This window comes from Streptomyces sp. NPDC002467 (genome assembly GCF_042889825.1).
GTDB lineage: Bacteria > Actinomycetota > Actinomycetes > Streptomycetales > Streptomycetaceae > Streptomyces.
Genome location: NZ_JBIARJ010000026.1, coordinates 18,828 through 43,668, shown reverse-complemented (window position 1 = coordinate 43,668; position 24,841 = coordinate 18,828). Strand labels below are relative to the sequence as shown.

Genomic DNA, 24,841 nt, shown 5'->3' with positions numbered 1-24,841 from the left:
CGGCCAGGACGGATACGGCCGTCGGCGAAGGGGCTCACCGGACGGTTGGCCGGCCTGACCCTGCGGGCACGGCTCGTCGTGCTCTCGATGGCACTGGTGGCCCTCGGGCTGACCGTCAGCGACACCCTGGTACTCGGCTCGGTGCGGGCCCAACTGGTGGAGCGGGTGGACCAGCGGCTGGAGGGGTTCGGGAACGCGATGGCGTACCGGGTCCGGAACGAGGGCATCCCGCAACCGCACACCGGGAGGGCGGGCGGCGGGCGGCCCTGGCTGCCGAGCCAGTACGTGATGGCCTTCGTCAGCGCCGACGGGACGGTGTCGGAGCCGTACCGTCAGCCCGTCACGGCCGGGGACCCGGGCCCGTTGTGGCCGCGGATGGACGGGGCGCGACTGCGGGACCGGCTCGGGCAGGCGTTCGAGGTCCCGAGCGACCACGGTGGCGGCAGCTGGTGGGTCCTGATCGTGCCGGTCGACGGCGAGGACCCGGCGCTGCCCACCGGCGTCGCGGTCGCGGCCCCGCTGGACGACGTGTCCTCCACCGTGGACCACCTGGCCACCGCCTTCGAACTGATCGGCGTCGGGGTGTCGCTGCTGCTCGCCGCGGCCGGATGGTTCGCCGTACGGGCGGGGCTGCGGCCGCTGCGCCGGATCGAGGAGACCGCCGCCGAGATCTCCGCCGGGCGACCGCTGTCGCACCGCATGCCGGACGCCTCGGCGCGCACCGAGACGGGAAGGCTGAGCCTTGCCCTCAACGGCATGCTCGCGCAGATCGAATCGGCGTTCGCGGCCCGCGCCGCGTCGGAGGAGCAGATGCGGCGTTTCGTCGCCGATGCCAGTCACGAGCTGCGGACGCCACTGGCCGGTATTCGGGGCTTCGCCGAGCTGTACCGGATGGGGGCCCTACCCGACGAGGCGGACGTCAAACGGACCATGGCCCGTATCGAGAACGAGGCGGTGCGGCTCGGCGGGCTGGTGGAGGATCTGCTCACGCTGGTGCGCATGGACGAGCAGCGTCCGCTGGAGATCGCTCCGATGGACCTGCGCACCCTCGCCGTGGACGCCCTGCACGACATCCGGGCCCTCGACCCGACGCGGGAGGTGTCGCTGAGCGGACCCGGCGACGTTGGCCCGCCCGGACCGGCGCCGGTGTACGGCGACGAGGCGCGGCTGCGTCAGGTGGTCGCCAACCTGGTCGGCAACGCGGTGGCCCACACGCCGGCGGGTTCGCCGGTGCGCGTCGGGGTGGGGAGCGCGGGAGGCCATGAGGTGATCGAGGTGGCCGACTCCGGTCCGGGTCTCACCGCGGAGCAGGCGGTCCGGGTATTCGAGAGGTTCTACCGGGTGGACGCCTCCCGGAGCCGACAGACGGGCGGTGGGGCCGGCCTCGGGCTGGCGATCGCGTCAGCCCTCGTCACGGCGCACGGGGGCGACTTGGAACTGGAGACGGCTCCGGGAGCCGGAGCCCTGTTCCGGGTCCGCCTGCGGTCCGCCGGGCACTGAGCGCGAACGCGTGAACACACCGCCCGGGGCGGCACCCACCTCCCCGGGACGGCTCAGGCTTCCTCGGCCACGGTGTCGCCCGGGCGCAGGGCCGCCCTTCTCCTGCGGTACACCACCACCCCGCACGCCAGGAGGAGGAGCACGGCCACGGCGGTCACCCCGAAGGCCGTGCGCTCGGCGAAGAGCCTTCCCAGCACTTCGACCACGCCGAGCCCCGCGGTCGCGTAGATCAGCGCCCATGCCGCTCCGCCCACGAACAGGGCGGGGAGGTAGCGCGGCAGCGGCAGGCGCATGCTGCCCGCGAGGAAATTGGCGGCGGTCTGGAAACCGACGGTCAGGAAGGAGACGGCCACCACGGGCGCGCCCCACCGCTGGATCGCCCGCTCGGCACGCTGGAACTTCGCCGACGAGATCCGCTCGGCGAACCTGCTGCGGCGGGCACCGGCGCCGGCGAGCCAGCCAACGGCGAACGTCCCTCCGGCGCGGAGCAGGACGATGGCGTACAGGGCACCGGCCGTGAGCGCGATCTTATCCACGACACCTCATCCCGAGCTCAGGGCCGGAACCCAGGACACCGGTCCACCCGCACGGGCGTCCCGCCCCAGCCGGCCCGCGGCACGCACGAGCCCGGTCACCGTCTCTCACCTGCATCCTGCCTCTGCCTGTTTCGTTCCATGGGTCACCGCCTACGGCACCGGAACCCCGAACCCGCGCGCCTGCATGCACGCCAGGCAAGGCAACCCTAACCGAACGGGCATACGGGGTACAGGGCGCCCGACTGCCGGAAAACGTACCCGGAGGGGCGGGACGCTTGAACCCGGCGGGCCGGTGTGGCTGGATGGCCTGGATCGACTCAGCGGAGTGGTGGCCTGGGGGGACGAGTGGGACGCAGCAGGATGCCCGTGCAGAATGCCGGAGAGGGCGACCTCTGCCTCTTCATCGAGCCGTACGGCGAGGACTTCTATCTGAAACCCGGAGAGGTCTTCACCGTCGCGCCTGAAGCCGAGGGGGTCGACGTCTGGTTCTCCACCATCGTATGGGAGGGAGGCATCACGGTGTGGCCCTATGAGGACGGCGACCCGACCAGGATCGTCCTGGAGTGCACGGTGACCGACGCCAAGGGAAATCGTCTGGAGTGCGGTCACCAGAGGCCCGAGAAGCCCGCCGCCTTCGCGGACGATGAGGGCCACTGAGTCGACGGACGCAGTATCGACGGGGACGCGTTCACCCAGTCGCTCGTACCCAAATGCGGAATGGCGACCCAGTCGCGGGTGACCAGCAGCAGGTTGTGCTGCCACGTGTCGCCCGTGTGCGGGCCGCGGACCTCGGCGGAGCAGCGCCCAACCACCCTCACATCAGAACCCGTTGCCCGCTTTCGGGACCCCGTGAGAAGATCGAGGTTCCGTGATCCGACTCCTTTCAGGTACCGCTTGATGCACACGACAGAGACGGCAGAAGCCCGCATCGAGGATGCGGACAACATCCTGGTCGCGCCCTCGATGTCGCATGGCGATGCAGCGATCCGGGACTTCTTCGGGTCGACGATCACGCCGGAGGACCTCGCTTCCGGATCGCCCGACCTCACGCGGAAGACCGTCTACGTGTGCGGTGACGCCTCGGGGATCAGTCGACGCCGACTGGACGCTGCTGCCCGGGTGTTCGTCGTCCGGGAGCTGTCACGCGGTTTCGACGAGGACGGCGACGGGGCGTGGACCCCCGTCGACCTCGGCCGGATTCCCCTCCGCGTGGGCGGCGTCGGCGTGTACTACCGCCGCTTCTTCGGGCTCGGCGACGATCATTTCGGACGGATCCGCGCGGAGCACGAGTTCCAGTCCCTGACGGAGTCCACGAAGCCCGGTACGGCCCACCGCAGCGGGATCTATCTGACGCCCGTGACACGGGACGGCGACGAACTGCATTTCCGGCTGCTCCGGTGCTCCACGAATCTGTCGGGGCCGACCGAGGACTTCCGCCCGACCGACACGGACATCGTCGGGGCCCTGAACCGCGAGGCCGCCGCCGTCTTCCGGAACCAGGCACCGCTCAATCACGTACTCGCACAGACCTACCACAACACCCCTGCCACGGCGGAGCGCAAGCAGTCCAAGGCCAAGATCTCGGCCCATGCCGACAAGACCAAGGACATGCCCGTCAACGGCATCATGGCCTTCTGCACGTTCTATGACGGGCTCGACAAGCTCCGGCCCCTGGACGAAGACCCCTTCGATCACGGCGTGAAGGGTGTCAGCGGGCTGACCAGACTCCGCTTCCGTCTCAAGGAGTCGGCCGGCGGACACGAACGGGTCGCGCTCCCTGCGCAGTTCACCGTGACGCTCCACCCCGGCTCCGTCTTCTTCATGCCGCTGTCGACGAACCGTCTCTACACGCACGAAATACGGCCCTCGACGCTGGATGCCGAGTTGCTGCCGACGCGCCTGGGATACGTGGTGCGCTGTTCGAGCGCCGAGGCCGTTCACAAGGACGGCCACACGTTCCTCAAGGCGGGCGGAGATCTCGTGAGACTGGGGCCGCCGACATCGGCCGGTATGGACGAGCTGCGCAGGCTCTACGCCGAGGAGAACAGGTCCTCGTCCTTCGTCGACTACGGCGGGGAATTCCTCTTCAGCATGAACACGGGAGACTACGTTGCCCCTCGGGTCCACGATCTCGACTGAGATCATCTCGTGCGCTCTGCCCGTCGAGGGGAATCTGTTCGAGGAACTGTCCGCGTCGACTCGTTGGGAAGACGTGGGAAAGGGTCGGCGGGGTGCCGTACTCACCAGGGTCGACGAGGCGGGTGGCGTGCCTCTCGTACGCACGACCAGTCGGTACGACAGCCCGGCCCAGCGTTTCCGGGCGGTGCACGAACGACTGGCGCGACTGGTTCAAGAACGTGCGGCGCTTCCGGTCGGCTTCAACAACGCTCTCGTCGAGAGCTACACGAACGCCTACAGAACCATGGGCGCCCATTCCGACCAGGCCCTTGACCTGGCCGACGAGTCGTTCATCGCCGTCTTCTCCTGCTACCGGAATCCCGAAGCGGGCCCGCGGAGGAAGCTGATCTTCGAATCGAAGGAGGCCGGTGGCGAGAAGTTCGAGATCCTCCTCGCCCACCACGGCATCGTCGCGTTTTCCGTCGAATCGAATCGGCGGCTCAGGCACAGGATCGTCCTGGACAAGCCCGTCGACACGACGGACAACCCATGGCTGGGTGTGACCTTTCGAACGTCGAAGACCCTCGTCCGGTTCCACGAGGGACAGGCGTACCTCCCGGAGGGTTCGCGCCTCGCGCCGGCCGACGACGAGCAGGCGAAGGAGTTCTACCGACTGCGGCGCCTTGAGAACAATGGAACGGACTTCGCCTACCCGCCGCTGACGTACACCATCAGTGCGAGCGATCTGATGCCGCCGGTCTGACCGCCCCGGGGTCAGTGCAGTCCGCTGTAGGCGGCCATGATGATCTCCAGGCCGCGGTTGTCCTCCTGCCGTTCCCGGTCGATCATCTGGTTCATCACGTAGGCCACCGTCATGCGCGCATCGGGGTCGCTCGCGACCAGCGAACCGCCCCAGCCACCCCAGCCGAAGGTGTTGCCGAACCGGCCGAAGCCCGCCGTCCAGGACATCGGCGTCCCCAGGACGCGGTCCTCGCCGCTGAACACCTCCTGCCACGCGGGTTCGCAGCCCCGGGGCGACAGCAGTCGCACGCCGCCCGCCGTTCCCCCGTTCGCCAGTACCGACTGGACGAGGGCGACGGAGCGGGCGTTGCCGAAGCCGTTCACCGCGGGGAGGTGCGCGCGGCGCCAGGCCGGCGAGTTGACGTCCTTGACCCGGATCGCGGCACCGATGATCTCCCGACGCGCCCCGTCCGGTCCGGGCGGTGGGCCGGCGGCGTACTCGTCGGTCAGCGACGCCGGCGCGATGAGCGGGGCGACGCGGTGGTCGTGCTCGGCGGCGAGCCCGATGTGGAAATCGGCTCCGAGCGGCTTGGCCACCTCCTCCGCGAAGAACTCGCCGAGGCTGCGTCCGGTGACGCGGCGGACGATCTCACCGACGAGGAACCCGAAGGTGAGCGCGTGATAGCCGGCGGCCGTCCCGGGTTCCCATTCGGGTGCCTGCGCGGCCAGCCCCGCCGTCACGTTCTCCCAGTCGTAGAGGTCCTCGACCACTGTCGGCCCGGGCAGCTGCGGCAGCCCGGCCGTATGGGACAGCACGTGCCGTACCAGCACGCCCTCCTTGCCGGCCGCGGCGAACGCGGGCCAGTAGGCGGCGACCGGGGCCGACAGGTCGATCAGACCCCGGTCGGCCAGAACGAGCGCGCAGAGGGCGGTCATGTTCTTGGTCGTCGAGTTCACACCGGTGAGGGTGTCGCGCTCCCAACCGATGGAACGGTCCGCGTCGGCGTACCCGCCCCAGAGGTCGACCACCGGCTCGCCATCGAGGTACACGGCGGCCGAAGCGCCGACGTCGTGTTCATCGAGCGAAGCCGCAAGGGCCTCGCGTACGGCCACGAACCGCGGCTCGCATACTCCGCTGATATCAATCATGGGTGAAAGCCTCGGGCAGTTCCGGGGCTTCCCGCCCGACCATTCCCACGCCGGATTTGTCGGGCGGGCAGTAAGGCGTGAAGGAAGGACGGAGTCGCGTGCTGGAGCGACTGAATCAGGCGCTGGACCACCTGGAGACCTGCCTCGAACAGGAAGTCGACGTCGCCGAGGTGGCCCGGATCGCCGCGGTGTCGGAGTACCACTTCCGACGACTGTTCTCCGCGCTCGCGGGGATGCCGCTCCCCGTTTACGTGCGCCGGCGCCGGATGACGCTCGCCGGGGCCGACGTGCTGGCCGGGACGCCGACGCTGCTCGATGTCGCGACGAGGTACGGGTACGGCTCGGGCGAGGCGTTCGCCCGGGCGTTCCGGTCGGTGCACGGCATCGGGCCCGGCGAGGCCCGGCGCACGGGCGCGGTGCTCACGGCGCAGCCGCGCATGTCCTTCCGCGTCGTCGTCGAGGGAAGCACGGCCATGCGGTACCGGATCGTGGAGAGGGAGTCGTTCCGGTTCCTCGGCAGGAAGGCCCGGGTGCCGCTCGCGCACGAGGGGGTCAACGCGGCCGCCGCGGCGCACGTGGAGGGCCTGGACGAGCGGGCGATCGTACGGATGAAGGAGCTGTCCTCCGGCCCGGAGCCGGAGGGGATCCTGTCGGCGGCGGTGTACCTGACCGACAGCCGGGAGGAGGGCGCCGAGGCGGACTACTGGGTCGGCGTGGCGACCGGCCCCGAGACGGCCGCCGGGGAACTCGACGTCCTCGACGTGCCGGCCGGGACCTGGGCGGTCTTCGACAACCACGGCCCCTACCCGGCCGCGCTCCAGGAACTGTGGCGGGACGTGTTCACGCAGTGGTTCCCCTCCAACCCGTACACCAGCCGGCCGGGTCCGGAGCTCCTGCGGACCCGGCCGGTGGAGGTCGGCGCGGAAACCGACTCCCAACTGTGGATCCCGGTCGAGCGGGGGCCGTCACGCGGGGTTGGTCAGCGGCTCGCGTAGGGCAGCAGTGCCATCTCCCTGGCGTTCTTGATCGCGGTGGCCTCTACTGCCGGACGGTCACGCGTGTGACCCGGCGGCCGCGGATCTTCCCGCGGTCGGAGACGAACTTCCGGCGGGATCGAGGAGGGAGTCGAAGGCCGCGGGCATCTGCGCAGGTTCGGCCTCTCCCGGGTGCGGATGCGGCAAGCGGCCCACGCCGGATTCCTGCCGGGAGTGACCAAGTCGTCCTGGTAGCCCGCCGAGGCTCCGGGCCGGGTGGCGGCCGAGGTCACGCCACCGCCCGGCCCCCGCTCGCGGCAGGCGCCGGCCCGCACCGTCGCGAACGAAACCCCGATCAGCTGAGGAAGGCGTCACATTTCAAGTGGCAAAAGTGAGACAGGGCAAAGACGTTACCTGTTCGTTATGCCGGTGAAGGTGGGGTGCAAATGTCGGTATTTTTCATTGATTCCCGGGCCCATCTCGTGTGCTTCGCCACCCTGTACAGGGCCGCTGCATCTATCACGGTCCAGCCCGGCTGCGTAACCCCTTGGGGCCATGCGTTTCACTCCGCCGCTGGGTAGCTTCGGCCTGCATGACTGCTCATGCAGAACTGTCCCATTACAGGAAGAACCCCCCGACCAGCACGCCCTCCACGCCCATCACGCCCGCCACTGCCACCCACATCGACCGACCTCGACCGGATGACGGCCCACTGCTGTGGCGCCTGGCGCGCGACTCCGGGGCTCTGGACCTCAACTCGTCCTACAGCTATCTCCTCTGGTGTCGTGACTTCGCCGGCACCTCGGCCGTCGCCCGTGACCCGTCCGGGCGGGTCGTCGGATTCGTCAGCGGATACGTACGGCCCGAGAGCCCCGGGACCCTGTTCGTCTGGCAGGTCGCCGTCGACGAGTCCGTTCGCGGCCTGGGAATCGCCGGGGCCCTGCTCGACGGCCTCTCCACCCGCGTGGCGGCGGAACACGGTCTGAAGTCCCTGGAGACCACCATCTCTCCCGGAAACCTCGCGTCGGAGCGACTCTTCGGCTCGTACGCCACACGGCACGGCGCCACGGTCACGCGCGAAGTGCTCTTCGCGGCCGAGGAGTTCCCGGACGGCGGGCACGCCCCGGAGGTCCTGCACCGCATCGCGCCGCTCCACTTCCAGCCCCGGTCCCCGTACACCCCCACATCCACTGGAGAACCGTCTTGACCATCACCGAGCCGGCCCTGTCCGTCTTCGAGACCGTGGAGTCCGAGGTCCGCAGCTACTGCCGGGCCTGGCCCGTCGTCTTCGAACGCGCCTCGGGAAGCCGGCTCTACGACGAACACGGCCGCGGCTACCTGGACTTCTTCGCGGGCGCCGGGTCCTTGAACTACGGCCACAACAACCCCGTCCTCAAGCGGGCCCTGCTCGACTACCTGGAGCGGGACGGCATCACGCACGGGCTCGACATGTCGACGACCGCCAAGAGGGCTTTCCTGGAGACCTTCCGGTCCCACGTCCTCGAACCCCGCGCGCTGCCCTACAAGGTGATGTTCCCGGGGCCGACCGGCACCAACGCCGTGGAAGCCGCGCTGAAGCTCGCGCGCAAGGCCAAGGGCCGCGAGGCGGTCGTGTCCTTCACCAACGCCTTCCACGGCATGTCGCTCGGCTCCCTCGCCGTCACGGGCAACGCCTTCAAACGGGCCGGCGCCGGCATACCCCTGGTCCACGGCACCCCGATGCCCTTCGACAACTACCTCGGCGGCAGGACCCCCGACTTCCTCTGGTTCGAGCGCCTGCTGGAGGACCAGGGCTCCGGCCTCAACCATCCGGCGGCGGTCATCGTGGAGACGATCCAGGGCGAGGGCGGGATCAACGTGGCCCGCGCGGAATGGCTCCGCGCCCTCGCCGACCTGTGCCGGCGCCGCGACATGCTGCTGATCGTCGACGACATCCAGATGGGCTGCGGCCGGACCGGCGAGTTCTTCTCCTTCGAAGAGGCGGGCATCACGCCCGACATCGTCACGCTGTCCAAGTCCATCAGCGGCTACGGACTGCCCATGTCCCTGTGCCTGTTCAAGCCCGAACTGGACCTGTGGGAGCCGGGCGAGCACAACGGCACCTTCCGCGGCAACAACCCGGCCTTCGTCACCGCGACCGCGGCCCTGGAGACGTACTGGAGCGACGGCGTCCTGCGCGAGCGGACCCTCATCCTGGGCAGGCGCGTCGAGAGCGTGCTGCGCGAGCTGTGCGCCGAACACGCCGCGCTGGGCGCGACGTACCGGGGCCGCGGACTGGTCTGGGGCATCGAGTTCACCGACAGGGCGCGTGCCGCGGACGTGTGCGCCAAGGCCTTCGAGCAGGGGCTCCTCCTGGAGACCTCGGGCCCGGAGGGCGAGGTCGTGAAGCTGCTCCCGCCGCTCACCGTCACCGGCGACGAACTCGAGGAAGGCCTCGCCGTCCTGGCCCGCTCCATCCGCGCGACCGCCTGACCGGCACACCGCCAGACACCACGAAGGGCACCACCATGATCGTCCGATCGTTCCGGGACATCGAGGGAACCGAACGCCACGTCAAGGCGGCGTCCGGCACCTGGGAGAGCAAGCGGATCGTCCTGGCCAGGGAACGCGTCGGATTCTCCCTGCACGAGACCGTCCTGTACGCCGGCACCGAGACGTCCATGTGGTACGCGAACCACGTGGAGGCCGTGGTCTGCACGGAGGGCGAGGCCGAACTCACGGACGAGGAGACGGGCCGGACGTACACGATCACGCCGGGAACCATGTACCTCCTCGACGGCCACGAGCGGCACACCCTGCGCGTGAAGCGGGACTTCCGCTGCCTGTGCGTCTTCAACCCGCCCGTCACCGGCCGGGAGGACCACGACGAGAACGGTGTGTACCCACTGCTCACCGAGCCCGACCACCGCTGCTGACGTACCGAATCGCACTGAGAGGAGAGGCAGGCACCACCATGGCCTACGCATCCACCAGCACCGTGAACGACCTCTATCCGACCCGGGGCTCCGCGGAGCTGCTCACCGGCCGCGCGGACCCCGTCGTCTGGTCCGAGCCCGGCACACCCGGCCCGATGTGGGCCCACGAGCTGGAGAGTTACGAGCGGGACGGCTTCCTGTCCGTCGACGAACTCGTCACGCCCGACGAGGTGGAGGTCTACCGGACCGAGATGGACCGGCTGCTGCGTGACCCCTCGACGCTCGCGGACGACCGGTCCATCGTGGAGCCGAAGTCCCGTGAGGTCCGCTCCGTCTTCGAGGTCCATCGGATCAGCGAGGTGTTCGCGGCCCTGGCCGCCGATCCACGGGTCGTGGGGCGCGCGCGGCAGATCCTGGGCTCCGAGGTGTACGTGCACCAGTCCCGGATCAACGTGAAGCCCGGTTTCGGCGCCAGTGGGTTCTACTGGCACTCCGACTTCGAGACCTGGCACGCCGAGGACGGCCTGCCGCACATGCGCACCGTGTCGGTGTCCATCGCCCTGACACCCAACCACTCCACCAACGGCGGCCTGATGATCATGCCCGGCTCGCACCGGACCTTCCTGGGCTGTGCCGGTGCGACGCCGAAGGACAACTACAAGAGGTCCCTCCAGATGCAGGACGCCGGCACCCCGTCGGACGAGGCCCTGACCAAGTTCGCCTCGGCCTGCGGCATCAAGCTGTTCACCGGCGGGGCGGGCTCGGCCACCTGGTTCGACTGCAACGCGATGCACGGCTCGGGCGACAACATCACGCCGTACCCGCGCAGCAACGTGTTCCTCGTCTTCAACAGCGTCGAGAACCGGCCGGCGAAGCCCTTCGCCGCCCCGGTGCGCCGTCCCGGATACATCGCCTCGCGGGACTTCACTCCCGTGGGCTGACGCGACCGCGCAGCAGTGCCGCGATGCGCTCGGCGAGCATGAGCGTGGGCAGGTGGGTGTTGGCCGACGGCACGTCCGGCATGATCGACGCGTCGGCCACCCACAGGTCGTCCACGCCGTACACCCGGCCGGCAGCATCGACGACCGCGCCGGCCTCCGGGTCGGAGCCCATCGCGCAGGTGCCGACCGGATGGTGGTAGGTCCACACATGGGCGCGGGCGAACTGTTCGACCGCCTGATCGGTGTCCTCGTCCGGCACGTTCACCATGCCGGCCGAGAGGGCGCCGAGCGGCTTCGCCCGCGCCGCCCGCCACGCCCGACGTACCGCCTCCACCAGGCGTGGCAGGTCGGCGGGGTGCGAGAAGTAGCCGAGGTCGATGCGTGGTGCCGCGAGGGGGTCCGGTGAGCGCAGCCACACCCGGCCCCGCGATCGCGGTTTGAGCAGCGCGCCGCCGACGAAGAACGTGGCGCCGGTCGCGGCCCCCGTGTCGTCGAACGGGCCGCCGACGATCAGCTGCAGGTCCGGCGGCCCGCGGTGTTCGTCGGCCCGCGCGCTGTGCGAGGTCGCGACGAGTTGGAAGGGACGCTGCGGGCGCCCCGCCCCCGCGTAGGCGACGTCGACGGAAACCGCCGGGTGATCGGCGAGGTTGCGTCCCACGCCCGGCAGGTCCAGCACCGGCTCGATGCCCAGCGCACGGAGTTCGTCGGCCGGGCCGAGTCCCGAGCGCAACAGGATCGGCGGGGTGCAGTAGGTACCGGCCGAAACGATCACGCGATCGCCGAACACGTCCTCCCCGTCCGCCGTCCGCACGCCGGCCGCGCGCCCACGGTCGAGGATCACGCGGTCGACCGGCGCCCCGCCCCGTACGGTGAGGTTGGGCCGGGTCCGGGCCGCCGCGAGGTACGTCGACGCCGCGCCCAGACGTTCCCCCGCGACCTCGTTGACGGGGAGCGGTCCCACCCCCACGGCACCCGGGGCGTTGTGATCGGCGATCTCCGGTACCCCGGTCGAGGCGATCGCCGCCTGGCCGGCGGACGCGATGTCGCTGCGTTCCCCGCCCGCGTACCGGCGGACGGGAATCGGCCCCTGGCCGCCGTGATACGGCTCGTGGCCGAAGTCCAGGTCGTCCTCGACCGCGATGAACCACGGCAGCACCTCGTCCCATCCCCAGCCGGGATTCCCCCGTGCCGCCCAGGCGTCGAAGTCGTACGGCGATCCGCGCAGGGCGAAGGCGGCATTCGTGGTCGACGAGCCGCCGATCACCTTCCCGCGCGGCAGGGCGAGCGCCCGGGCTACCCGGCCCGGCTCGCTCGAAAATCCCCAGTCGTGCGTGGCCGTGTGCGGTCCGGAGCCGTCCCGGAGTGCTGCGGGCAGCTCCACGTAGTCCGGCCCGGCCTCCAGCAGGAGCACCCGCGTCGAGGAGTCCTCGCTCAACCGCGCCGCGAGGACGCATCCGGCGGCCCCGCCGCCCACGATCACCAGGTCGTACCCGTCGACCATGCCTCGACGGTACGCCCGAGGAAGGTGGGCGGAAAGTTCGACGTCGGTCCGCTGCCCCGAGAGCGAGTGATGCGTAGGATTCCGGGCGGGCGGGGCCGTAGCGCAGAGGTCGTCGCGCGCGGTCTCCAAAACCGCGAGGACGCCGGTTCGAATCCGGCCGGACCCGCCCTTCGCATCCGACCGGACCGCGCCCGCCGAGCCGTACGCGTCCCTTCAGTGGGACGCGGCGTCGGTGAGGACGGCCTGCAGGCGCGCCCGGCATTCGGCGACGAACGCGGGGAAGGTCCGCCAGTAGTAGGAGATGCCGCTGACGGCCACCGCGATGGCCCAGGCACGGGCGCGGTCCCACGTCGCGTCGTCGAGGCCCAGTGCGTCCCGGTAGGCCCGTCGCGCCGGTGCCGGCAGGTCCCAGATCGTGGAGTGCTCGGCGTCGGGGAACCCGACCGAAAGCCCGCCGAAGTCGATCACTGCGTGGAGCCTGCCGTCCTTGACCAGGAGGTTGGTCGGCTTGAGGTCCCCGTGGAGCCAGACGTGGGGGCCCGAGGGCTCGGGCAGTGCCAGCGCGGCCCGCCAGAGCCGTTCCAGGGTGTCGACGTCGAGTTCGGTGCCCACGAAGGTCCGGCAGGCGTCGAGACGACCGCCGATCCACTGGTCGCACGGCTCCAGGGTGCCTCCGCGGTACCAGCTGAGGTCATCCGCGCGCGTCGCTCCCATCAGGTCGATGCCGTGGAGTTCCCTCACGACTTCCGCCAGGTCGGATCCGAAGGCGGCCCAGTCCCGGACGGTGTGCGGGCCGGCTTCGTCGCCGTCGATCCAGCGGTGGACCGACCAGACCAGCGGGAAGGCGTCGGTGGGCGTACCGGGGTGGAGGAGCCGGGGAATCGGGCGCGAAAGGAGGGGCGCCAGGCGGGGCAGCCATTCCTGTTCCTTGCGCACGGACCGTGCGTTGCCGGCGGTTCGCGGGAGTCGTACGAGCAGGTCGTCGCCCAGTCTGTACATGGTGTTGTCCGTGCCCGCGCCCGCGGGCGACAGCGGCAGGTCGGCCCACTCCGGGCGCTGCGCCTTCAGCAGTGCCCGGACCAGGGTCTCGTCGACCGGGATCTCATCCTCGTGAAGCGTCACACCGGAAGTGTCACCGCTGTGCGCAGGCGGAAGCCGGCGAATTTCGCCGATCCGACTCCGAGCACGCCGGGGCGAGGTCGGTAGGCTCCGCCGATGCACCGTGTACTCGTGGTCGGCATCAGCGGCGCCGGCAAATCGACCCTGGCCCGTGGGCTGGAGCGGCGGATCGGGCTTCCGTACCACGAAATGGACGCCCTCCACTTCTCGGGACCCCGGTGGGCCGTCAACCCGTCCTTCGCCTCGGACGTCGCCTCGATCGCGGCGGACGAGCGGTGGGTCCTGGACTCCCACGGACCCGAGGCCGCGCGGGAGTTCCTGTGGCGGCGGGCCGACACCGTGGTGTGGCTCGACCACCCGCGCCGTGTCGTCATGCGCCGGGTCCTTCTGCGGTCCCTGCGCCGGAGCCTGATGCGGGAACGCCTCTTCGGCGGCAACCGGGAGCGGTGGCGGGAGTGGCTGCGCTCCGACCACCCGGCATGGTGGGCCTGGTCGAGGTACGCGTCACGGCGCGCGGAGATCGGCAGGCTCGCCGGTGACACGCGGTTCGCCCCACTGCGAGTGGTGCGGCTGCGCTCGCCGCGGGCCGCCGACGCGTGGTTGCGGGCTCAGCACCCGGCCGGGCGGACGCCTCCGCCGTAGCCCCTGCTCCCGAGCGGGTCCCGGGCTCCGCTACGGAACGGGGGGCGTGGATTCCCACACGGCCGGCGGGTGGCACCCGGTGGGGGTGCCGTCTTCCTCGGCGCGCGGCCAGTACCGCCCTTCGAGGGCTTCGGCGCTGCGGTTGAGCCGGATCAGGACGTCCTCCAGCTCCCGTACCTCTTCCGGGGACCAGTCGGCGACCACCTGGGCCAGGCAGGACCGGTTGGCCTCGCGGTCCGCGGCGAGCCGGCGCCCGCCTTCGTCGGTGATGCGCAGCTTGCGGGCCATGCCGCCGTCCGGGTCCGCGACGCGCTCGGCCAGTCCGCAGCGCAGCAGTGCGGCCGTCTGGCGGTTCACGGTCGAGGTGTCGAGCCCGAAGGCCTCCGCCAACTGCCCTATGGACATGGGTCCTTGTGTGTCGATCCGGCTGAGCAGCAGGTACGCCGACCGATCCAGGCGTTCCGGGTCGCGCTCGCGCCGGGCGAGCACCTGGTGCCGCGAGAGCAGCATCAGCTCCCGCTCCAGTTTCTCCAGCACTGAGCCTCCCGCTCCTTCCGGCGCTCCATTATCGCCGACCCGCGGGCCGCCGGGAACGCCGCAATATGCATGATACATATCGTGTGTAGGATGCACTTCTCGTTGTCACCCCGACGAGCCACAGCCTCAACCCGGAGGATCCGCATGACCGTCACCACGTCCACCGCCTCCCGCGCGGCCGAGATCCTCTCCCGGCCCGTCACGCTGAACGGCCTGACCGTCCCCAACCGCATCGCGATGGCCCCGATGACGCGCATGTTCTCCCCCGGCGGCGTGCCCGGCGAGGACGTGCTGGCGTACTACGCCGGCCGCGCCGCCGCCGGTGTGGGCCTGATCGTCACCGAGGGCACCTACGTCGGTCACGAGTCCGCCGGGCAGAGCGACCGGGTGCCGCGGTTCCACGGCGAGGAGCAGCTGGCGGGATGGGCGAAGGTCGCCGCGGCCGTGCACGAGGCGGGCGGCACGATCGTGCCGCAGCTGTGGCACATAGGCATGGTGCGCAAGCAGGGTGAGGCGCCGTACCCCGACGCGCCCGCCGTCGGCCCCTCCGGCATCCGCGTCGACGGGACCGAGGGAGCCGGCAAGGCGATGACCTCCGCCGACCTCGACGACGTCATCGGCGCGTTCGCCGACGCCGCCGCGGACGCCGAGCGGATCGGCTTCGACGGCGTCGAGCTGCACGGCGCCCACGGCTACCTGCTCGACCAGTTCCTGTGGGAGCGGACCAACCGCCGCACCGACGCCTACGGTGGCGACGCGGTGGCCCGTACCAAGTTCGCCGCGGAGGTCGTGGCCGCGGTCCGCGAGCGCGTCTCGGCCGATTTCCCGGTGATCTTCCGCTACTCGCAGTGGAAGCAGGAGGCCTACGACGGCCGGCTCGCGCAGACCCCGCAGGAGCTGGAGGCGATCCTGGCCCCGCTGACGGAGGCGGGCGTCGACGTGTTCCACGCCTCCACCCGGCGCTACTGGGTCCCGGAATTCGAGGGATCGGACCTGAACCTGGCGGGCTGGACCAAGAAGCTCACCGACCGGCCGGCCATCACCGTCGGCTCGGTCGGCCTCGACGGCGACTTCATCCGCGCCTTCGCCGGTGAGGGGGCCGCGCTCGGTGACATCGACAACCTCCTGGACCGGATGGAACGCGACGAGTTCGACATGGTCGCCGTCGGCCGGGCACTGCTGCAGGACCCGCAGTGGGCGGCGAAGGTCCTCGGCAACCGCTTCGACGAGCTGAAGCCGTACGACCCGACGTCCCTCGGGTCGCTCAGCCGGTAGCCGCCGGACGGCTGCGGACCCCGAGACGCCCCGAGACATCGGTCCGCCGATGTCTCGGGGCGTTCGCGTTCCGGTCGAGGACGGCATGCCGAGGGCCCCTCCGCCCCGCCCCCGTGCCCGCCCGTCGTCAGCGAGGCGTATGGACTGCGGCCGTCGACGTCAAGGCTCCGTCAAGGGCGGTCCACCCGGGCGTCGGTACGGGGATAGCTTCCGAGTACCGCCCCGGAACGCCTCCCCGCACCCGGGGCACCGTCCGATCGTCACGGCTCCTCCAGGAGGACCCCATGTGCCTGTTCCAGTACGACGACGACCCCGAGCCCGAGGAACGCGTCCCGGCCGGACTCCTCTACGTCCCCGTCCGGCCGGGAACGGAGCGGGTGGTGGTGCGCATGTTCCGCACCCCGCTGGGCGCGCGTACCGCCGTCGGTTTCACCGACCCCGGCAGGCTGGCCGCCGCGCTCGGGGCCGAGCAGCCGTGGATCCGGCTCTCCGAGGCGGCGCTGCGGGGCATGTCCGAGCCGCTGGGCGCGGAGCTGCTCACCGTCGACCCGACCCTCACCGCTCCCCCGGTCACCGGGTCCGTCGCCGCAGGCACCGCCGGCGCCGGTCGTGCCCGGGTGCCCGCCGCGCGGCCCGTCTCCCCGGCCTCGGCCGCCTGAGCGCGGGGAGGGCACACGATGACCACTGCGGTCATGCACACGCCTGAACCGGGCACGGACGGCCTCTCCGTCTGGCCGAGGTCCACGGCCCGGCACGCGCACGGCGGCCTGGCCGTCGGCGGGGTGGAGCTCGCGGACGTGGCGCAGCGGTTCGGCACCCCCGTCTACGTCCTGGACGAGGGCGAGGTGCGCGAGCGCTGCCGGACGTACCGGGACGCGTTCCCCGAGGCCGAGGTGCTCTACGCGGCGAAGGCGTTCCTCTCCCGCGCGATGGTGCGCTGGGTGCACGAGGAGGGGCTGGGCCTGGACGTCTGCTCGGCGGGAGAGCTGGAGCTCGCCGTGGCGGCGGGGTTCCCGCCCCAGCGGATCGTGCTGCACGGCAACGCCAAATCGCCGTACGACATCACCAGCGCGCTGCGACTGGGGGTCGGGCGCATCGTCATCGACAGCCCGTCGGAGATCGCCCGCATCGCCGCCGCGATCGGGCCCGAGGGGAGTCAGAAGGTGCTGGTGCGGGTGGTGCCGGGTGTCTCCGCCGGGGGCCACGACAAGATCCGTACGGGTACGGAGGGGCAGAAGTTCGGGCTGTCCGTCAGCGACGGGTCCGCGCAGCACGCCGTGGCCCGGATCCTGGCCCAGCCCCGGCTGGAGCCGGTGGGGCTGCACTGCCACATCGGCTCCCAGATCACCGAGGTGAAGCCGTACCTCACCGCGTTGCGCCGCATGGTCGGGCTGATGGCCCGCATCCGTGACGCTCACGGCCTCGTACTGCCCGAGCTCGACATGGGCGGCGGGCACGGCATCGCGTACCGGCCGGGCGACGCGGCGCTGGACGTCACCGCGCTGGCCCGGAGGCTGCGGGGCGAGCTGATCGCGAGCTGCTCCGCCGCCGGGATTCCGGTGCCGCGGCTGGCCATCGAACCGGGGCGGGGCGTCGTGGGGCCGGCCGGGGTCGCCGTGTACCGGGTCCTGGCCGTCAAGCACACCGGCGACACCGTGTTCGTAGCCGTCGACGGCGGCATGAGCGACAACCCGAGGCCCGCCCTGTACGGGGCCCGGTACGCGCCCCGGCTGATCGGCCGCGCCTCGACGGCCGTGTCCCGTACCGCCACGGTCGTCGGCCGGCACTGCGAGGCCGGGGACGTGCTCGCCGCCGGGGTGGAACTGCCCGGCGACGTACGGCCCGGCGACCTGATCGCCGTACCGGTGGCCGGGGCGTACCAGCTGTCCATGGCCTCCGGCTACAACATGGTGGGCCGGCCGCCGGTCGTCGCGGTCCACGAGGGTTCCGCCCGGCTCCTGGTCCGGCGCGAATCCCTGGAGGACCTGCGGCGGCGTGACGTCGGCGCATAGCGTCCGGGTGCGGCGCCGGACGGTGGCCGGCCGGCTTTCGAGCCGGTCCCGTTCGGCGAGCGGCCGCCGGTGGTGGCCGTCGCAGGGCGGGCCGCCGCCGTGTGCCCTTGCGCTCACATGTGCGGCATGCCGCCGTAGTAGCCGCCGATCTCGTGCCGATAGCCCTCGTCCTGGAGGTGCTTGTCCCGGACGAACTCCGGTGCGTTCTTGATCTGTTCCTTGGTCAGCCCCACGTGGACCTTCTCGTCCTCGAGGTCGATGCCGATGACGGTTCGCGCCGGGAGGAGGACCTCCTTGCCGAAGATCCACGGCCCGGTGTCCACGACCAGGTAGGCGGATCCGGCCTCGTCGGAGTGCTTGTCGACCTTCCCGATGCCGCCGTCGGTCGCCTCCACCTTGTAGCCGGCCAGATCCGCACCCTCGATGCGGGCGACGGTCGCGCGGTAGGTCCAGACGCTCTCGGTCATGGGAACAGCTCCCTTCGTCGTTCCGTGTGCGTTCATGGCCCGCCTGCCCGGGCTCGCCGGACCTACACGTGCGGTGGTTTCACGCGGTGGGCGAGGGCGCGTCGGCGAGGAGGCGCCATGCCGTGAGGGCGAGCCTGGCCCGGAGCGGGCCGCCGGGGGCGGTGAGGTCCATGCCGAGGCTCCGGCCGATGTGTTCGAGGCGGCGGGAGACGCTGCTGTGGTGCAGGTGCAGGATCTCGGCGGCGCGCCGCAGGGAGCCCGTGGCGCAGTAGGCGTCCAGGGTTTCGAGGTCGTGCGGGTCGGCTGCGAGCCGGGCGATGGCGGCCACGTCCGGGTTGTCCCGTACGGCTTCCTCCGGGAGCTCCGCCAGCAGGGCCAGCGCGCCCAGGTCCGCGTAGTGGACGACGGGTTCGCGCGGGCCGGTGAACCGGAGGGCCGCGCGGGCCTGGCGCCAGGAGCGGTCGGGGCCGCCGGCGGCGCCGATGCCCGCGCGGGCGTCCGCCGGTAGGCGGGCCGGGTCGAGCGCGGTCGCCAGGACGACGCCCACGTCGCCGACGAGCGCCGCCTTGACGGGCCCCGCCGGGCAGACCAGGGTTCCGACCCGGTCGAGCGGCAGCGGCGAGCGGACGGCGAGGACGCGGACCGGCACCCCGGCGGCGAAACCCAGCAGCCGTAACGCCCGCGCCCGGTCCGCCTCGTCGGCGTCGGCGCTGATGGCCAGTTCGACGAGGGCGGGGTCGGCCATCGTGGTCCGGGCCGGACCGTACCGTTCGACGACCCCGGCGGCGGCGAGCGCCAGCCGGTCGAGGAGCAGTTCGTCGAGCGGGCCGGCCGGGCCGGGCCGCTCCAGCCACACCGTGCCGATCTCCTCCTCGTCGAGCGTGATCGGGACGGTGGTGGACGCGGGCGCCGGGAGGGCGGGGGCGGGCCTGCCGTCCGGTGCCACCCGTACGACGCGCCCCGTGCCGTGGAGCCGGAGCCCCACGACGCATTCGGCGAGGGCGGCCGAGGCCCGGCCCAGGGCCGGCAGGTCCACCCGGCGGCGCATGAGCGTGTCGTAGAAGGCGACGATGCGCATCGCGCCGTCGACGTATGGATCAAGTCCCGAGAGCCGTACGGCCAATGCCTCCATGTCCGAAGGATAGGAGGGAGGGGCCGCGCCGTTCGGTGCGTGTCGGGCCTGCGATGCGCGACGGGTGGCGGGCGACGCCGTGGGCCACGGCCACCAGGATGGTCGCCATGGACCCCGAACTCGAAGCATTCGTACCGCTGTTCCCGCTCTGCGACTGGACCGACCCGATCGCCGACCGCAAGGTCTACGCGGAACTCGCCGCCGCACGGCCGGTCCTCGACGCCTCCGGCCTGCTCGTCGAGGACCGTCTGGTGCCCGCCGACCCGGCCGTCCCGGTCCGCCTCTACCGCCCGCACCGGCCGCAGGGCGCGGTGGTCTGGATGCACGGCGGCGGGCACGTCGTCGGCGACCTGGACACCGAGGACGGGTGGGCCGCCCGGATCGCCCTGGCCACCGGCGCGGTGGTGGTCTCGGTCGGCTACCGGCTCTCGCCCGAACACCCCTACCCGGCCGCCCTGGACGACGTGTGGGCGGCCCTGGGCTGGACCGCGGACCACGCGGCCGAGCTCGGCGTCGACCCGGCGCGGATCGCGGTCGGGGGCCACAGCGCCGGCGCGAACCTCGCGGCCGCCGTCGCCCTGCGGGCCCGCGACGAACGGGGCCCGGCGATCCACTTCCAGCTGCTGAACGAACCCGGGCTCGACGACCGCCAGGAGACCTGGTCACAGCGGCAGTTCACCGACACGCCCTGGCTGACCCGGGACAAGCTCCGCGCCTCGTGGCGGCACTACCTGGGCGGCCGGCCGGCGACCGCGTACGCCGCGCCCGCGCGGGCCGCCGACCTGTCCGGGCTGCCGCCGGCCTACATCGCCACCGCCGAGCTCGACCCGAACCGCGACGAAGGGATCGAGTACGCGCTGCGCCTGCTGCGCGCGGGCGTACCGGTCGAGCTCCACCAGTGGCCCGGCACGTTCCACGGCTCCCAGGCGATCCTGTCCGCCGAGGTGTCGCAGCGTCAGATCACCGATGTCGGGGCGGCCCTGCGGCGCGCCCTGGCCCCGTGACCGGGGAAGGGAAGAAGACCATGACGAAGAGCACGACGAAGGCGAAGCGGCTCCGGCTGATGGTGCGCGCGGGTGCGGGTGCGGGTGCGGTCGCGCTGAGCGTGTCCGCGAGCACGGGCACGATCGCGGCGGCGGCCCCCAAGCCCGGCATCGACGGCGCCGCGGGGCTCGGCACCGCCCTGGAGGGCGTCCACCGGGCCGGTGTCCCGGGCGTGTTCGCGCAGGTCCGCGACAGCGGCCTGACGTGGCGCGGGGCTTCCGGGGTAGCCGACGTCGCGACCGGACGTCCCGTCACGCCGGGCATGCGCCAGCGCGTCGGCAGCGTCACCAAGACGTTCACCGCCGCGGCGGTCCTGCAGCAGGTCGATCGGGGACGGATCCGCCTCGACGCACCGATCGGCGACTACCTGCCGGAGTTGGTCCCGGGGGAACGCGGCAGGAGGATCACCGTACGGATGCTGCTGAACCACACCAGCGGCATCCCCGACTACATCCCGTACGCGTTCCCCTCGCTCCAGGGCTTCCCGTCCCTGCCCGACATGTCCTCCCGGAGCCTGGACGAGAACCGGTTCCGGCAGTTCGCCCCCGAGGAGCTGATCGAGCTGGGCCTGTCCGCACCGCCCGCCGGCGAGCCGGGGGCCGTTCCCGGCGTGTACTCCAACACCAACTACCTGCTGCTGGGGCGGCTCCTGGAGCGGGTGACGGGCGCCACGGCCGAGGCGTACATCACGCGCGACGTCATCGGGAGGGCCGGGCTGCGCGAGACGTCCTTCCCGACCGGGCCGTGGATCGAGGGGCCGCACGCGCGGATGTACGAGGCGTTCTACGGCCTCCTCGACCCGCCGCGCGACTACAGCGTCTACAACATGTCCTGGACGGGCACCGGCGCCGCGCTCGTGTCGACCATGGACGACCTCAACCGCTTCTACGCCGCGCTGCTCGACGGCGGGCTCGTCAGCCGGTCGTCGCTGGCCGAGATGCAGCGGACGGTCCCGGTGCGGGCGCTGGACGGTTCCGCCATCCAGTACGGCCTCGGACTGCACCGGGTCGAGACCCGCTGCGGCACGTTCTGGGGCCACGACGGCACGGTGTGGGGCGCCGGGACGATCTCGCTGACGCGGGCCGACGGCCGGCGCCAGATGTCCGTCGCCGTCAACCTGCAGAGGTGGAACGTCATCGACGCCTCGGGCAGGCCACAGCCCCATCCCATCGACGCGGCGCTGTCGTCCCTGTACGACCGGGCGATGTGCGGCGCCCCCGGGACCCGCCCCGCGCCGGCCTAGCCCGGGATCGACAGGGTCGCGGCCAGTGCGGGGGCGAGGCCCGCGACCACCGCTTCCGGGGACAGGGACGTCACCCCGGGGAGTTCGAGCAGGTAGCGGGTCAGGGCGAGGCCCAGGAGCTGGGCCGAGACCAGGCCCGCCACCCGCGCGGCCCGCTCCGGGCCGAGGGCCGCCGCCAGTGCCGGGGCGACCTGCGCCGCGAACACCTCCCTCATCCGGGCCGCCGCCTGCTCGTTCGTCACCGCGGAGCGCAGCAGCACCAGCAGGGCGTCGTCCGCCGGGTCCCCCTCCCACCGCTCCACGAAGTGCCGCACCAGGGCCGCCGGCAGCTCCTCCGCCGGCACCGCGCCCAGGTCCGGCAGCCGCAGGTCGATGGCCAGGCTCGCGCCGAAGAGCTGCTCCTTGCTGCCGAAGTACCGCATGACCATCGAGGGGTCGATCCCCGCGTCCGTGGCGATGGCCCGGATGGTCGTGCGCTCGTAGCCCTGTACCGCGAACCGCTCGCGTGCGGCCCGCAGGATCGCGGCCTTGGTGTGGTCGGAGGTGCGCCGTCCCGTCATGCGGGAACCGTATGCCAACAATCGTAGGCCAACAAGCGTTGACATCGACGGCCGGTCGCGCGACGCTCTTGCCAACAGTCGTTGGCCAACAAGCGTTGGCACATCGGAGGAGGCCCGACATGACCGGCACCGCCCCGCTCCCGCTCCCCGCCACCACCGACGTCGCCATCGTCGGCGCCGGCCCCACCGGACTCGCCCTCGCCGTGACCCTGGCCGAGGCAGGCATCGGCTTCGTACTCCTCGACCGGCAGGCCGAGGGCGCCAACACCTCCCGCGCCGCCGTCGTGCACGCCCGCACCCTGGAAGTCCTCGACGAGCTCGACCCCTCCCGCGCCCTGTCCGCCGAGCTGATCGCCCTCGGCATCCCCGTCGACACGTTCCGGATCCGCGACGGCTCCCGCACGCTCGCCGAGATCGGCTTCGACGGCCTGCCCACCGCCCATCCGTACGCGCTGATGGTCCCCCAGGACCGGACCGAGGCCGTGCTCCTCGCCCGGCTGCGCGCCCTGGGCGGCGATGTCCACCGCCCGTACGAGGTCACCGCGATCACCCAGGACGCGGAAGGGGTCACCCTCACCACCGCCACCGGCCAGACCCTGCGCGCCGGCCACGCCGTCGGGGCGGACGGAATGCACAGCGTGGTCCGCGAGGCCGCCGGGATCGGATTCACCGGCAGCGCGTACGAGGAGTCCTTCGTACTGGCCGACGTCGTGATGGACTGGGCCCCGGGCGCGGGCGAGGTCTCCCTCACCCTCGGCACCGCCGGGCTCACCGTCGTGGCCCCGCTGCCCGGAGGGCACTACCGGGTCGTCGCGAGCGTCGCCGAGGCCCCCGCAGAACCGGACCTCGCCTTCGTACGGGGGCTGCTGGACGAACGGGCTCCCGGCCGGGCAGCCGTCCGCGAGCTGGCCTGGTCCTCCAGGTTCCGGATCCACCACCGCGTCGCCGACCGCTACCGCGCCGGCCGACTGCTCCTCGCCGGAGACGCCGCCCACGTGCACAGTCCCGCCGGCGGCCAGGGCATGAACACGGGAATCCAGGACGCGTACGCCCTGGGCCGCGCCTTCGCGGACGAGGACCTCGACGGCTACGAAGCCCGCCGCCGACCCGTCGCACAGCGGGTGGTGGCCCTCACCGACCGGATGACCCGCGTCGCGACCACCCGCAACCCGGCGCTGCGCGCCGCCCGCAACACCGTCCTCCCCGTCGCCTCCCGCATCCCCGCCCTGCGCCGCCGCCTCGCCACCGAACTCGCCGAACTCGACTACCGGTAGGCCGCCGGCGTTCGGTGTCAGGTCAGCACCTGGGCGATGGAGGCGTTCGGTTCGCGGTCCTCGCGGATGGCGGCCACGAACTCGCGGTCCTGCCGGCGGCTTCGAGGATTCCGGCCGGCATCTCCCGGGCAACGGTGGACGTGGTGAACACGTCGAACGTCGGCGCCCGGGGACCCGGCCGGTCAGCGGCGTTTCCGTCGGGCGGAAGCCCGATCGGGTCTCAGGCAGTCGGGCGGGCGCGTCGCCCGAGCTCGTCGGAGATGCCGTGGACGGCCCTCAGCAGCGGTTCGCGCAGCCCGCGCGCGCGGTCCGCGCTGTGCCGCGCGATCACGATCCCCAAGGCGGCGCTGACCGGCCCGCTCCGACCGATCCTGACCGGTGCGGCGACCGCGACCGTGCTCTCCGAGAGCTGCCGGTCGCTGACGAAGACCTGCTCGCGGCGGATGCGGTCCAGTTGTGCGCGGAGCGTCTTCGGGTCGGTGACGGTGTGCGGGGTCCAGGCCCGCTGCGGCGAGTCGAGGACCTCGTGCTGGATGTCGAGCGGCGCGTGCGCCAGCAGTACGCGCCCCATTCCGGTGGAGCCGATGGGGAACCGGCTCCCCACCATCGTCAGCAGCTCCACCGACCGGTGCCCGGCGATCCGCTCGACGAACACGAGCTCCGTGCCCTCGCGCACCGCGAGCTGGATGTTCTCGTGGGTCGCCTCGTACAGGTCCTGCATGAAGGGCAGCGCCACGTCCCGCAGGATCTGGGTGCGCGGACATCCCGAGGCGATCTCCCAGAGCCTCAGCCCGACGTGCCACGACCCGTCCTCGGCGCGCTCCAGCGCCCCCCAGTCCGCCAGTTCCGCGACCACCCGGTGCGTCGTGCTCAGGGCCAGGCCGGTGCGCTGGGCGATCTCCGACAGGGTCTGTGACGGATGTTCGCGGTCGAAGGCCGAGAGAACCTCGAGAACTTTGCCAGCTGCGGTGCTCCGGGTTGTGCTCACGCGGTCAGTCTCGCAGACCGCCGTTGAGGGCCCGCGCCGAGTGCCGTACGGTTCCGGCTCGTCGACGGTGCCGTGACCGCGCCGGCGCAGGAAGGGCACCTCCTGCCGGGTACGGTGCGCCCACTGTGGATCTCCCGGGTCGCCGCCGAGCCGATCGGCCGGCTGGGTCTCAC

General features: G+C 71.9%; 25 protein-coding genes, 1 tRNA gene and 2 pseudogenes. 18 read left to right on the top strand and 10 right to left on the bottom strand.

The window, feature by feature from the left end; genetic code table 11:
* Positions 1-45: 45 nt before the first annotated feature.
* Positions 46-1,500: a sensor histidine kinase gene (locus ACFYYJ_RS36785; RefSeq protein ID WP_389138713.1), complete on the top strand. Its 1,455-nt coding sequence runs from the start codon at positions 46-48 to the stop codon at positions 1,498-1,500.
* Positions 1,501-1,553: 53 nt separating this feature from the next.
* Here the strand turns inward: ACFYYJ_RS36785 and ACFYYJ_RS36780 are convergent, their stop codons facing one another.
* On the bottom strand, positions 1,554-2,036 hold the full coding sequence (locus ACFYYJ_RS36780; RefSeq protein ID WP_389138711.1) for a DedA family protein: 483 nt from the start codon (positions 2,034-2,036) through the stop codon (positions 1,554-1,556).
* A gap of 360 nt (positions 2,037-2,396) precedes the next feature.
* On the opposite strand from ACFYYJ_RS36780, the gene ACFYYJ_RS36775 reads away from it, so the two are divergent.
* The 3 genes from ACFYYJ_RS36775 (at position 2,397) to ACFYYJ_RS36765 (ending at position 4,917) form a co-directional block, all read left to right on the top strand.
* Entirely contained in the window at positions 2,397-2,693 is a 297-nt protein-coding gene (locus tag ACFYYJ_RS36775) for a hypothetical protein (protein ID WP_389138709.1), read from the top strand.
* Positions 2,694-2,933: 240 nt separating this feature from the next.
* Positions 2,934-4,175 carry a hypothetical protein gene (locus ACFYYJ_RS36770; RefSeq protein WP_389138707.1) on the top strand — a complete coding sequence of 414 codons (1,242 nt, stop codon included), beginning with the start codon at positions 2,934-2,936 and terminating at the stop codon, positions 4,173-4,175.
* Positions 4,147-4,917 (top strand): hypothetical protein, encoded by a 771-nt coding sequence (locus tag ACFYYJ_RS36765; protein ID WP_389138705.1) that lies wholly within the window; start codon positions 4,147-4,149, stop codon positions 4,915-4,917. The genes ACFYYJ_RS36770 and ACFYYJ_RS36765 overlap by 29 nt, the downstream gene beginning before the upstream one ends.
* A gap of 11 nt (positions 4,918-4,928) precedes the next feature.
* Here ACFYYJ_RS36765 and ACFYYJ_RS36760 read toward each other — a convergent pair whose 3' ends face one another.
* Complete coding sequence (locus tag ACFYYJ_RS36760) at positions 4,929-6,044, bottom strand: serine hydrolase domain-containing protein (protein ID WP_389138703.1); 1,116 nt, start codon at positions 6,042-6,044, stop codon at positions 4,929-4,931.
* A gap of 98 nt (positions 6,045-6,142) precedes the next feature.
* Between ACFYYJ_RS36760 and ACFYYJ_RS36755 the strand changes: the two genes are divergently transcribed.
* The 6 genes and pseudogenes from ACFYYJ_RS36755 to thpD all read left to right on the top strand — a co-directional run bounded on the left by ACFYYJ_RS36755 (position 6,143) and on the right by thpD (position 10,874).
* Complete coding sequence (locus ACFYYJ_RS36755; protein ID WP_389138701.1) at positions 6,143-7,039, top strand: GyrI-like domain-containing protein; 897 nt, start codon at positions 6,143-6,145, stop codon at positions 7,037-7,039.
* Positions 7,040-7,108: 69 nt separating this feature from the next.
* Positions 7,109-7,273: pseudogene (locus tag ACFYYJ_RS36750) on the top strand (hypothetical protein); the annotation flags it as partial.
* A gap of 403 nt (positions 7,274-7,676) precedes the next feature.
* Entirely contained in the window at positions 7,677-8,225 is a 549-nt protein-coding gene (ectA, locus tag ACFYYJ_RS36745) for a diaminobutyrate acetyltransferase (RefSeq protein WP_389138832.1), read from the top strand.
* Positions 8,222-9,490: a diaminobutyrate--2-oxoglutarate transaminase gene (ectB, locus tag ACFYYJ_RS36740; protein ID WP_389138699.1), complete on the top strand. Its 1,269-nt coding sequence runs from the start codon at positions 8,222-8,224 to the stop codon at positions 9,488-9,490. Before ectA ends, ectB begins: the two co-directional genes overlap by 4 nt.
* 35 nt (positions 9,491-9,525) lie before the next feature.
* Positions 9,526-9,933: an ectoine synthase gene (locus ACFYYJ_RS36735; RefSeq protein WP_385123214.1), complete on the top strand. Its 408-nt coding sequence runs from the start codon at positions 9,526-9,528 to the stop codon at positions 9,931-9,933.
* 38 nt (positions 9,934-9,971) lie between these two features.
* On the top strand, positions 9,972-10,874 hold the full coding sequence (thpD, locus tag ACFYYJ_RS36730) for an ectoine hydroxylase (protein ID WP_385123212.1): 903 nt from the start codon (positions 9,972-9,974) through the stop codon (positions 10,872-10,874).
* Here thpD and ACFYYJ_RS36725 read toward each other — a convergent pair.
* Positions 10,858-12,375 (bottom strand): GMC family oxidoreductase, encoded by a 1,518-nt coding sequence (locus tag ACFYYJ_RS36725; RefSeq protein WP_389138695.1) that lies wholly within the window; start codon positions 12,373-12,375, stop codon positions 10,858-10,860. The two genes, thpD and ACFYYJ_RS36725, sit on opposite strands and share 17 nt — an antisense overlap.
* A 91-nt stretch (positions 12,376-12,466) precedes the next feature.
* Between ACFYYJ_RS36725 and ACFYYJ_RS36720 the strand changes: the two genes are divergently transcribed.
* Positions 12,467-12,541: transfer RNA gene (locus ACFYYJ_RS36720), tRNA-Trp, on the top strand.
* A 47-nt stretch (positions 12,542-12,588) separates the two neighbouring features.
* On the opposite strand, the gene ACFYYJ_RS36715 is transcribed toward ACFYYJ_RS36720, so the two are convergent.
* Positions 12,589-13,497: an aminoglycoside phosphotransferase family protein gene (locus ACFYYJ_RS36715; protein WP_389138693.1), complete on the bottom strand. Its 909-nt coding sequence runs from the start codon at positions 13,495-13,497 to the stop codon at positions 12,589-12,591.
* Positions 13,498-13,590: 93 nt separating this feature from the next.
* Between ACFYYJ_RS36715 and ACFYYJ_RS36710 the strand changes: the two genes are divergently transcribed.
* On the top strand, positions 13,591-14,136 hold the full coding sequence (locus tag ACFYYJ_RS36710) for an adenylate kinase (protein WP_389138691.1): 546 nt from the start codon (positions 13,591-13,593) through the stop codon (positions 14,134-14,136).
* A gap of 30 nt (positions 14,137-14,166) precedes the next feature.
* Here ACFYYJ_RS36710 and ACFYYJ_RS36705 read toward each other — a convergent pair whose 3' ends face one another.
* Positions 14,167-14,670: a MarR family winged helix-turn-helix transcriptional regulator gene (locus ACFYYJ_RS36705; RefSeq protein ID WP_389138830.1), complete on the bottom strand. Its 504-nt coding sequence runs from the start codon at positions 14,668-14,670 to the stop codon at positions 14,167-14,169.
* A gap of 147 nt (positions 14,671-14,817) precedes the next feature.
* On the opposite strand from ACFYYJ_RS36705, the gene ACFYYJ_RS36700 reads away from it, so the two are divergent.
* The 3 genes from ACFYYJ_RS36700 to lysA all read left to right on the top strand — a co-directional run bounded on the left by ACFYYJ_RS36700 (position 14,818) and on the right by lysA (position 17,960).
* Entirely contained in the window at positions 14,818-15,948 is a 1,131-nt protein-coding gene (locus ACFYYJ_RS36700; protein ID WP_389138688.1) for an NADH:flavin oxidoreductase, read from the top strand.
* A 284-nt stretch (positions 15,949-16,232) separates the two neighbouring features.
* A complete protein-coding gene (locus ACFYYJ_RS36695; protein ID WP_389138686.1) occupies positions 16,233-16,607 on the top strand; it encodes an SAV_915 family protein in 375 nt (124 codons plus the stop codon).
* An 18-nt stretch (positions 16,608-16,625) separates the two neighbouring features.
* Entirely contained in the window at positions 16,626-17,960 is a 1,335-nt protein-coding gene (gene lysA / locus ACFYYJ_RS36690; protein ID WP_389138684.1) for a diaminopimelate decarboxylase, read from the top strand.
* A gap of 113 nt (positions 17,961-18,073) precedes the next feature.
* On the opposite strand, the gene ACFYYJ_RS36685 is transcribed toward lysA, so the two are convergent.
* Together ACFYYJ_RS36685 and ACFYYJ_RS36680 are read right to left on the bottom strand one after the other, a co-directional pair.
* Complete coding sequence (locus tag ACFYYJ_RS36685) at positions 18,074-18,427, bottom strand: PRC-barrel domain containing protein (RefSeq protein ID WP_385123194.1); 354 nt, start codon at positions 18,425-18,427, stop codon at positions 18,074-18,076.
* 79 nt (positions 18,428-18,506) lie between these two features.
* Positions 18,507-19,559: a helix-turn-helix domain-containing protein gene (locus ACFYYJ_RS36680; RefSeq protein WP_389138682.1), complete on the bottom strand. Its 1,053-nt coding sequence runs from the start codon at positions 19,557-19,559 to the stop codon at positions 18,507-18,509.
* Positions 19,560-19,666: 107 nt separating this feature from the next.
* On the opposite strand from ACFYYJ_RS36680, the gene ACFYYJ_RS36675 reads away from it, so the two are divergent.
* Together ACFYYJ_RS36675 and ACFYYJ_RS36670 are read left to right on the top strand one after the other, a co-directional pair.
* Entirely contained in the window at positions 19,667-20,563 is an 897-nt protein-coding gene (locus tag ACFYYJ_RS36675; protein WP_385366794.1) for an alpha/beta hydrolase, read from the top strand.
* Between the two features lie 20 nt (positions 20,564-20,583).
* Positions 20,584-21,846, top strand: coding sequence for a serine hydrolase domain-containing protein (locus ACFYYJ_RS36670; protein WP_389138679.1), 1,263 nt, complete (start codon positions 20,584-20,586; stop codon positions 21,844-21,846).
* Here the strand turns inward: ACFYYJ_RS36670 and ACFYYJ_RS36665 are convergent.
* The gene (locus ACFYYJ_RS36665; protein WP_385123184.1) at positions 21,843-22,406 is read right to left on the bottom strand and encodes a TetR family transcriptional regulator; all 564 of its coding nucleotides are present in this window, start codon (positions 22,404-22,406) and stop codon (positions 21,843-21,845) included. The genes ACFYYJ_RS36670 and ACFYYJ_RS36665 overlap by 4 nt on opposite strands.
* Positions 22,407-22,525: 119 nt before the next feature.
* Between ACFYYJ_RS36665 and ACFYYJ_RS36660 the strand changes: the two genes are divergently transcribed.
* A complete protein-coding gene (locus ACFYYJ_RS36660; RefSeq protein ID WP_385367091.1) occupies positions 22,526-23,680 on the top strand; it encodes an FAD-dependent oxidoreductase in 1,155 nt (384 codons plus the stop codon).
* A gap of 17 nt (positions 23,681-23,697) precedes the next feature.
* Here ACFYYJ_RS36660 and ACFYYJ_RS36655 read toward each other — a convergent pair.
* A pseudogene (locus ACFYYJ_RS36655) lies at positions 23,698-23,766 on the bottom strand (hypothetical protein); the annotation flags it as partial.
* A gap of 134 nt (positions 23,767-23,900) precedes the next feature.
* Positions 23,901-24,668 carry an IclR family transcriptional regulator gene (locus ACFYYJ_RS36650; RefSeq protein WP_385123178.1) on the bottom strand — a complete coding sequence of 256 codons (768 nt, stop codon included), beginning with the start codon at positions 24,666-24,668 and terminating at the stop codon, positions 23,901-23,903.
* Positions 24,669-24,841: the final 173 nt, after the last annotated feature.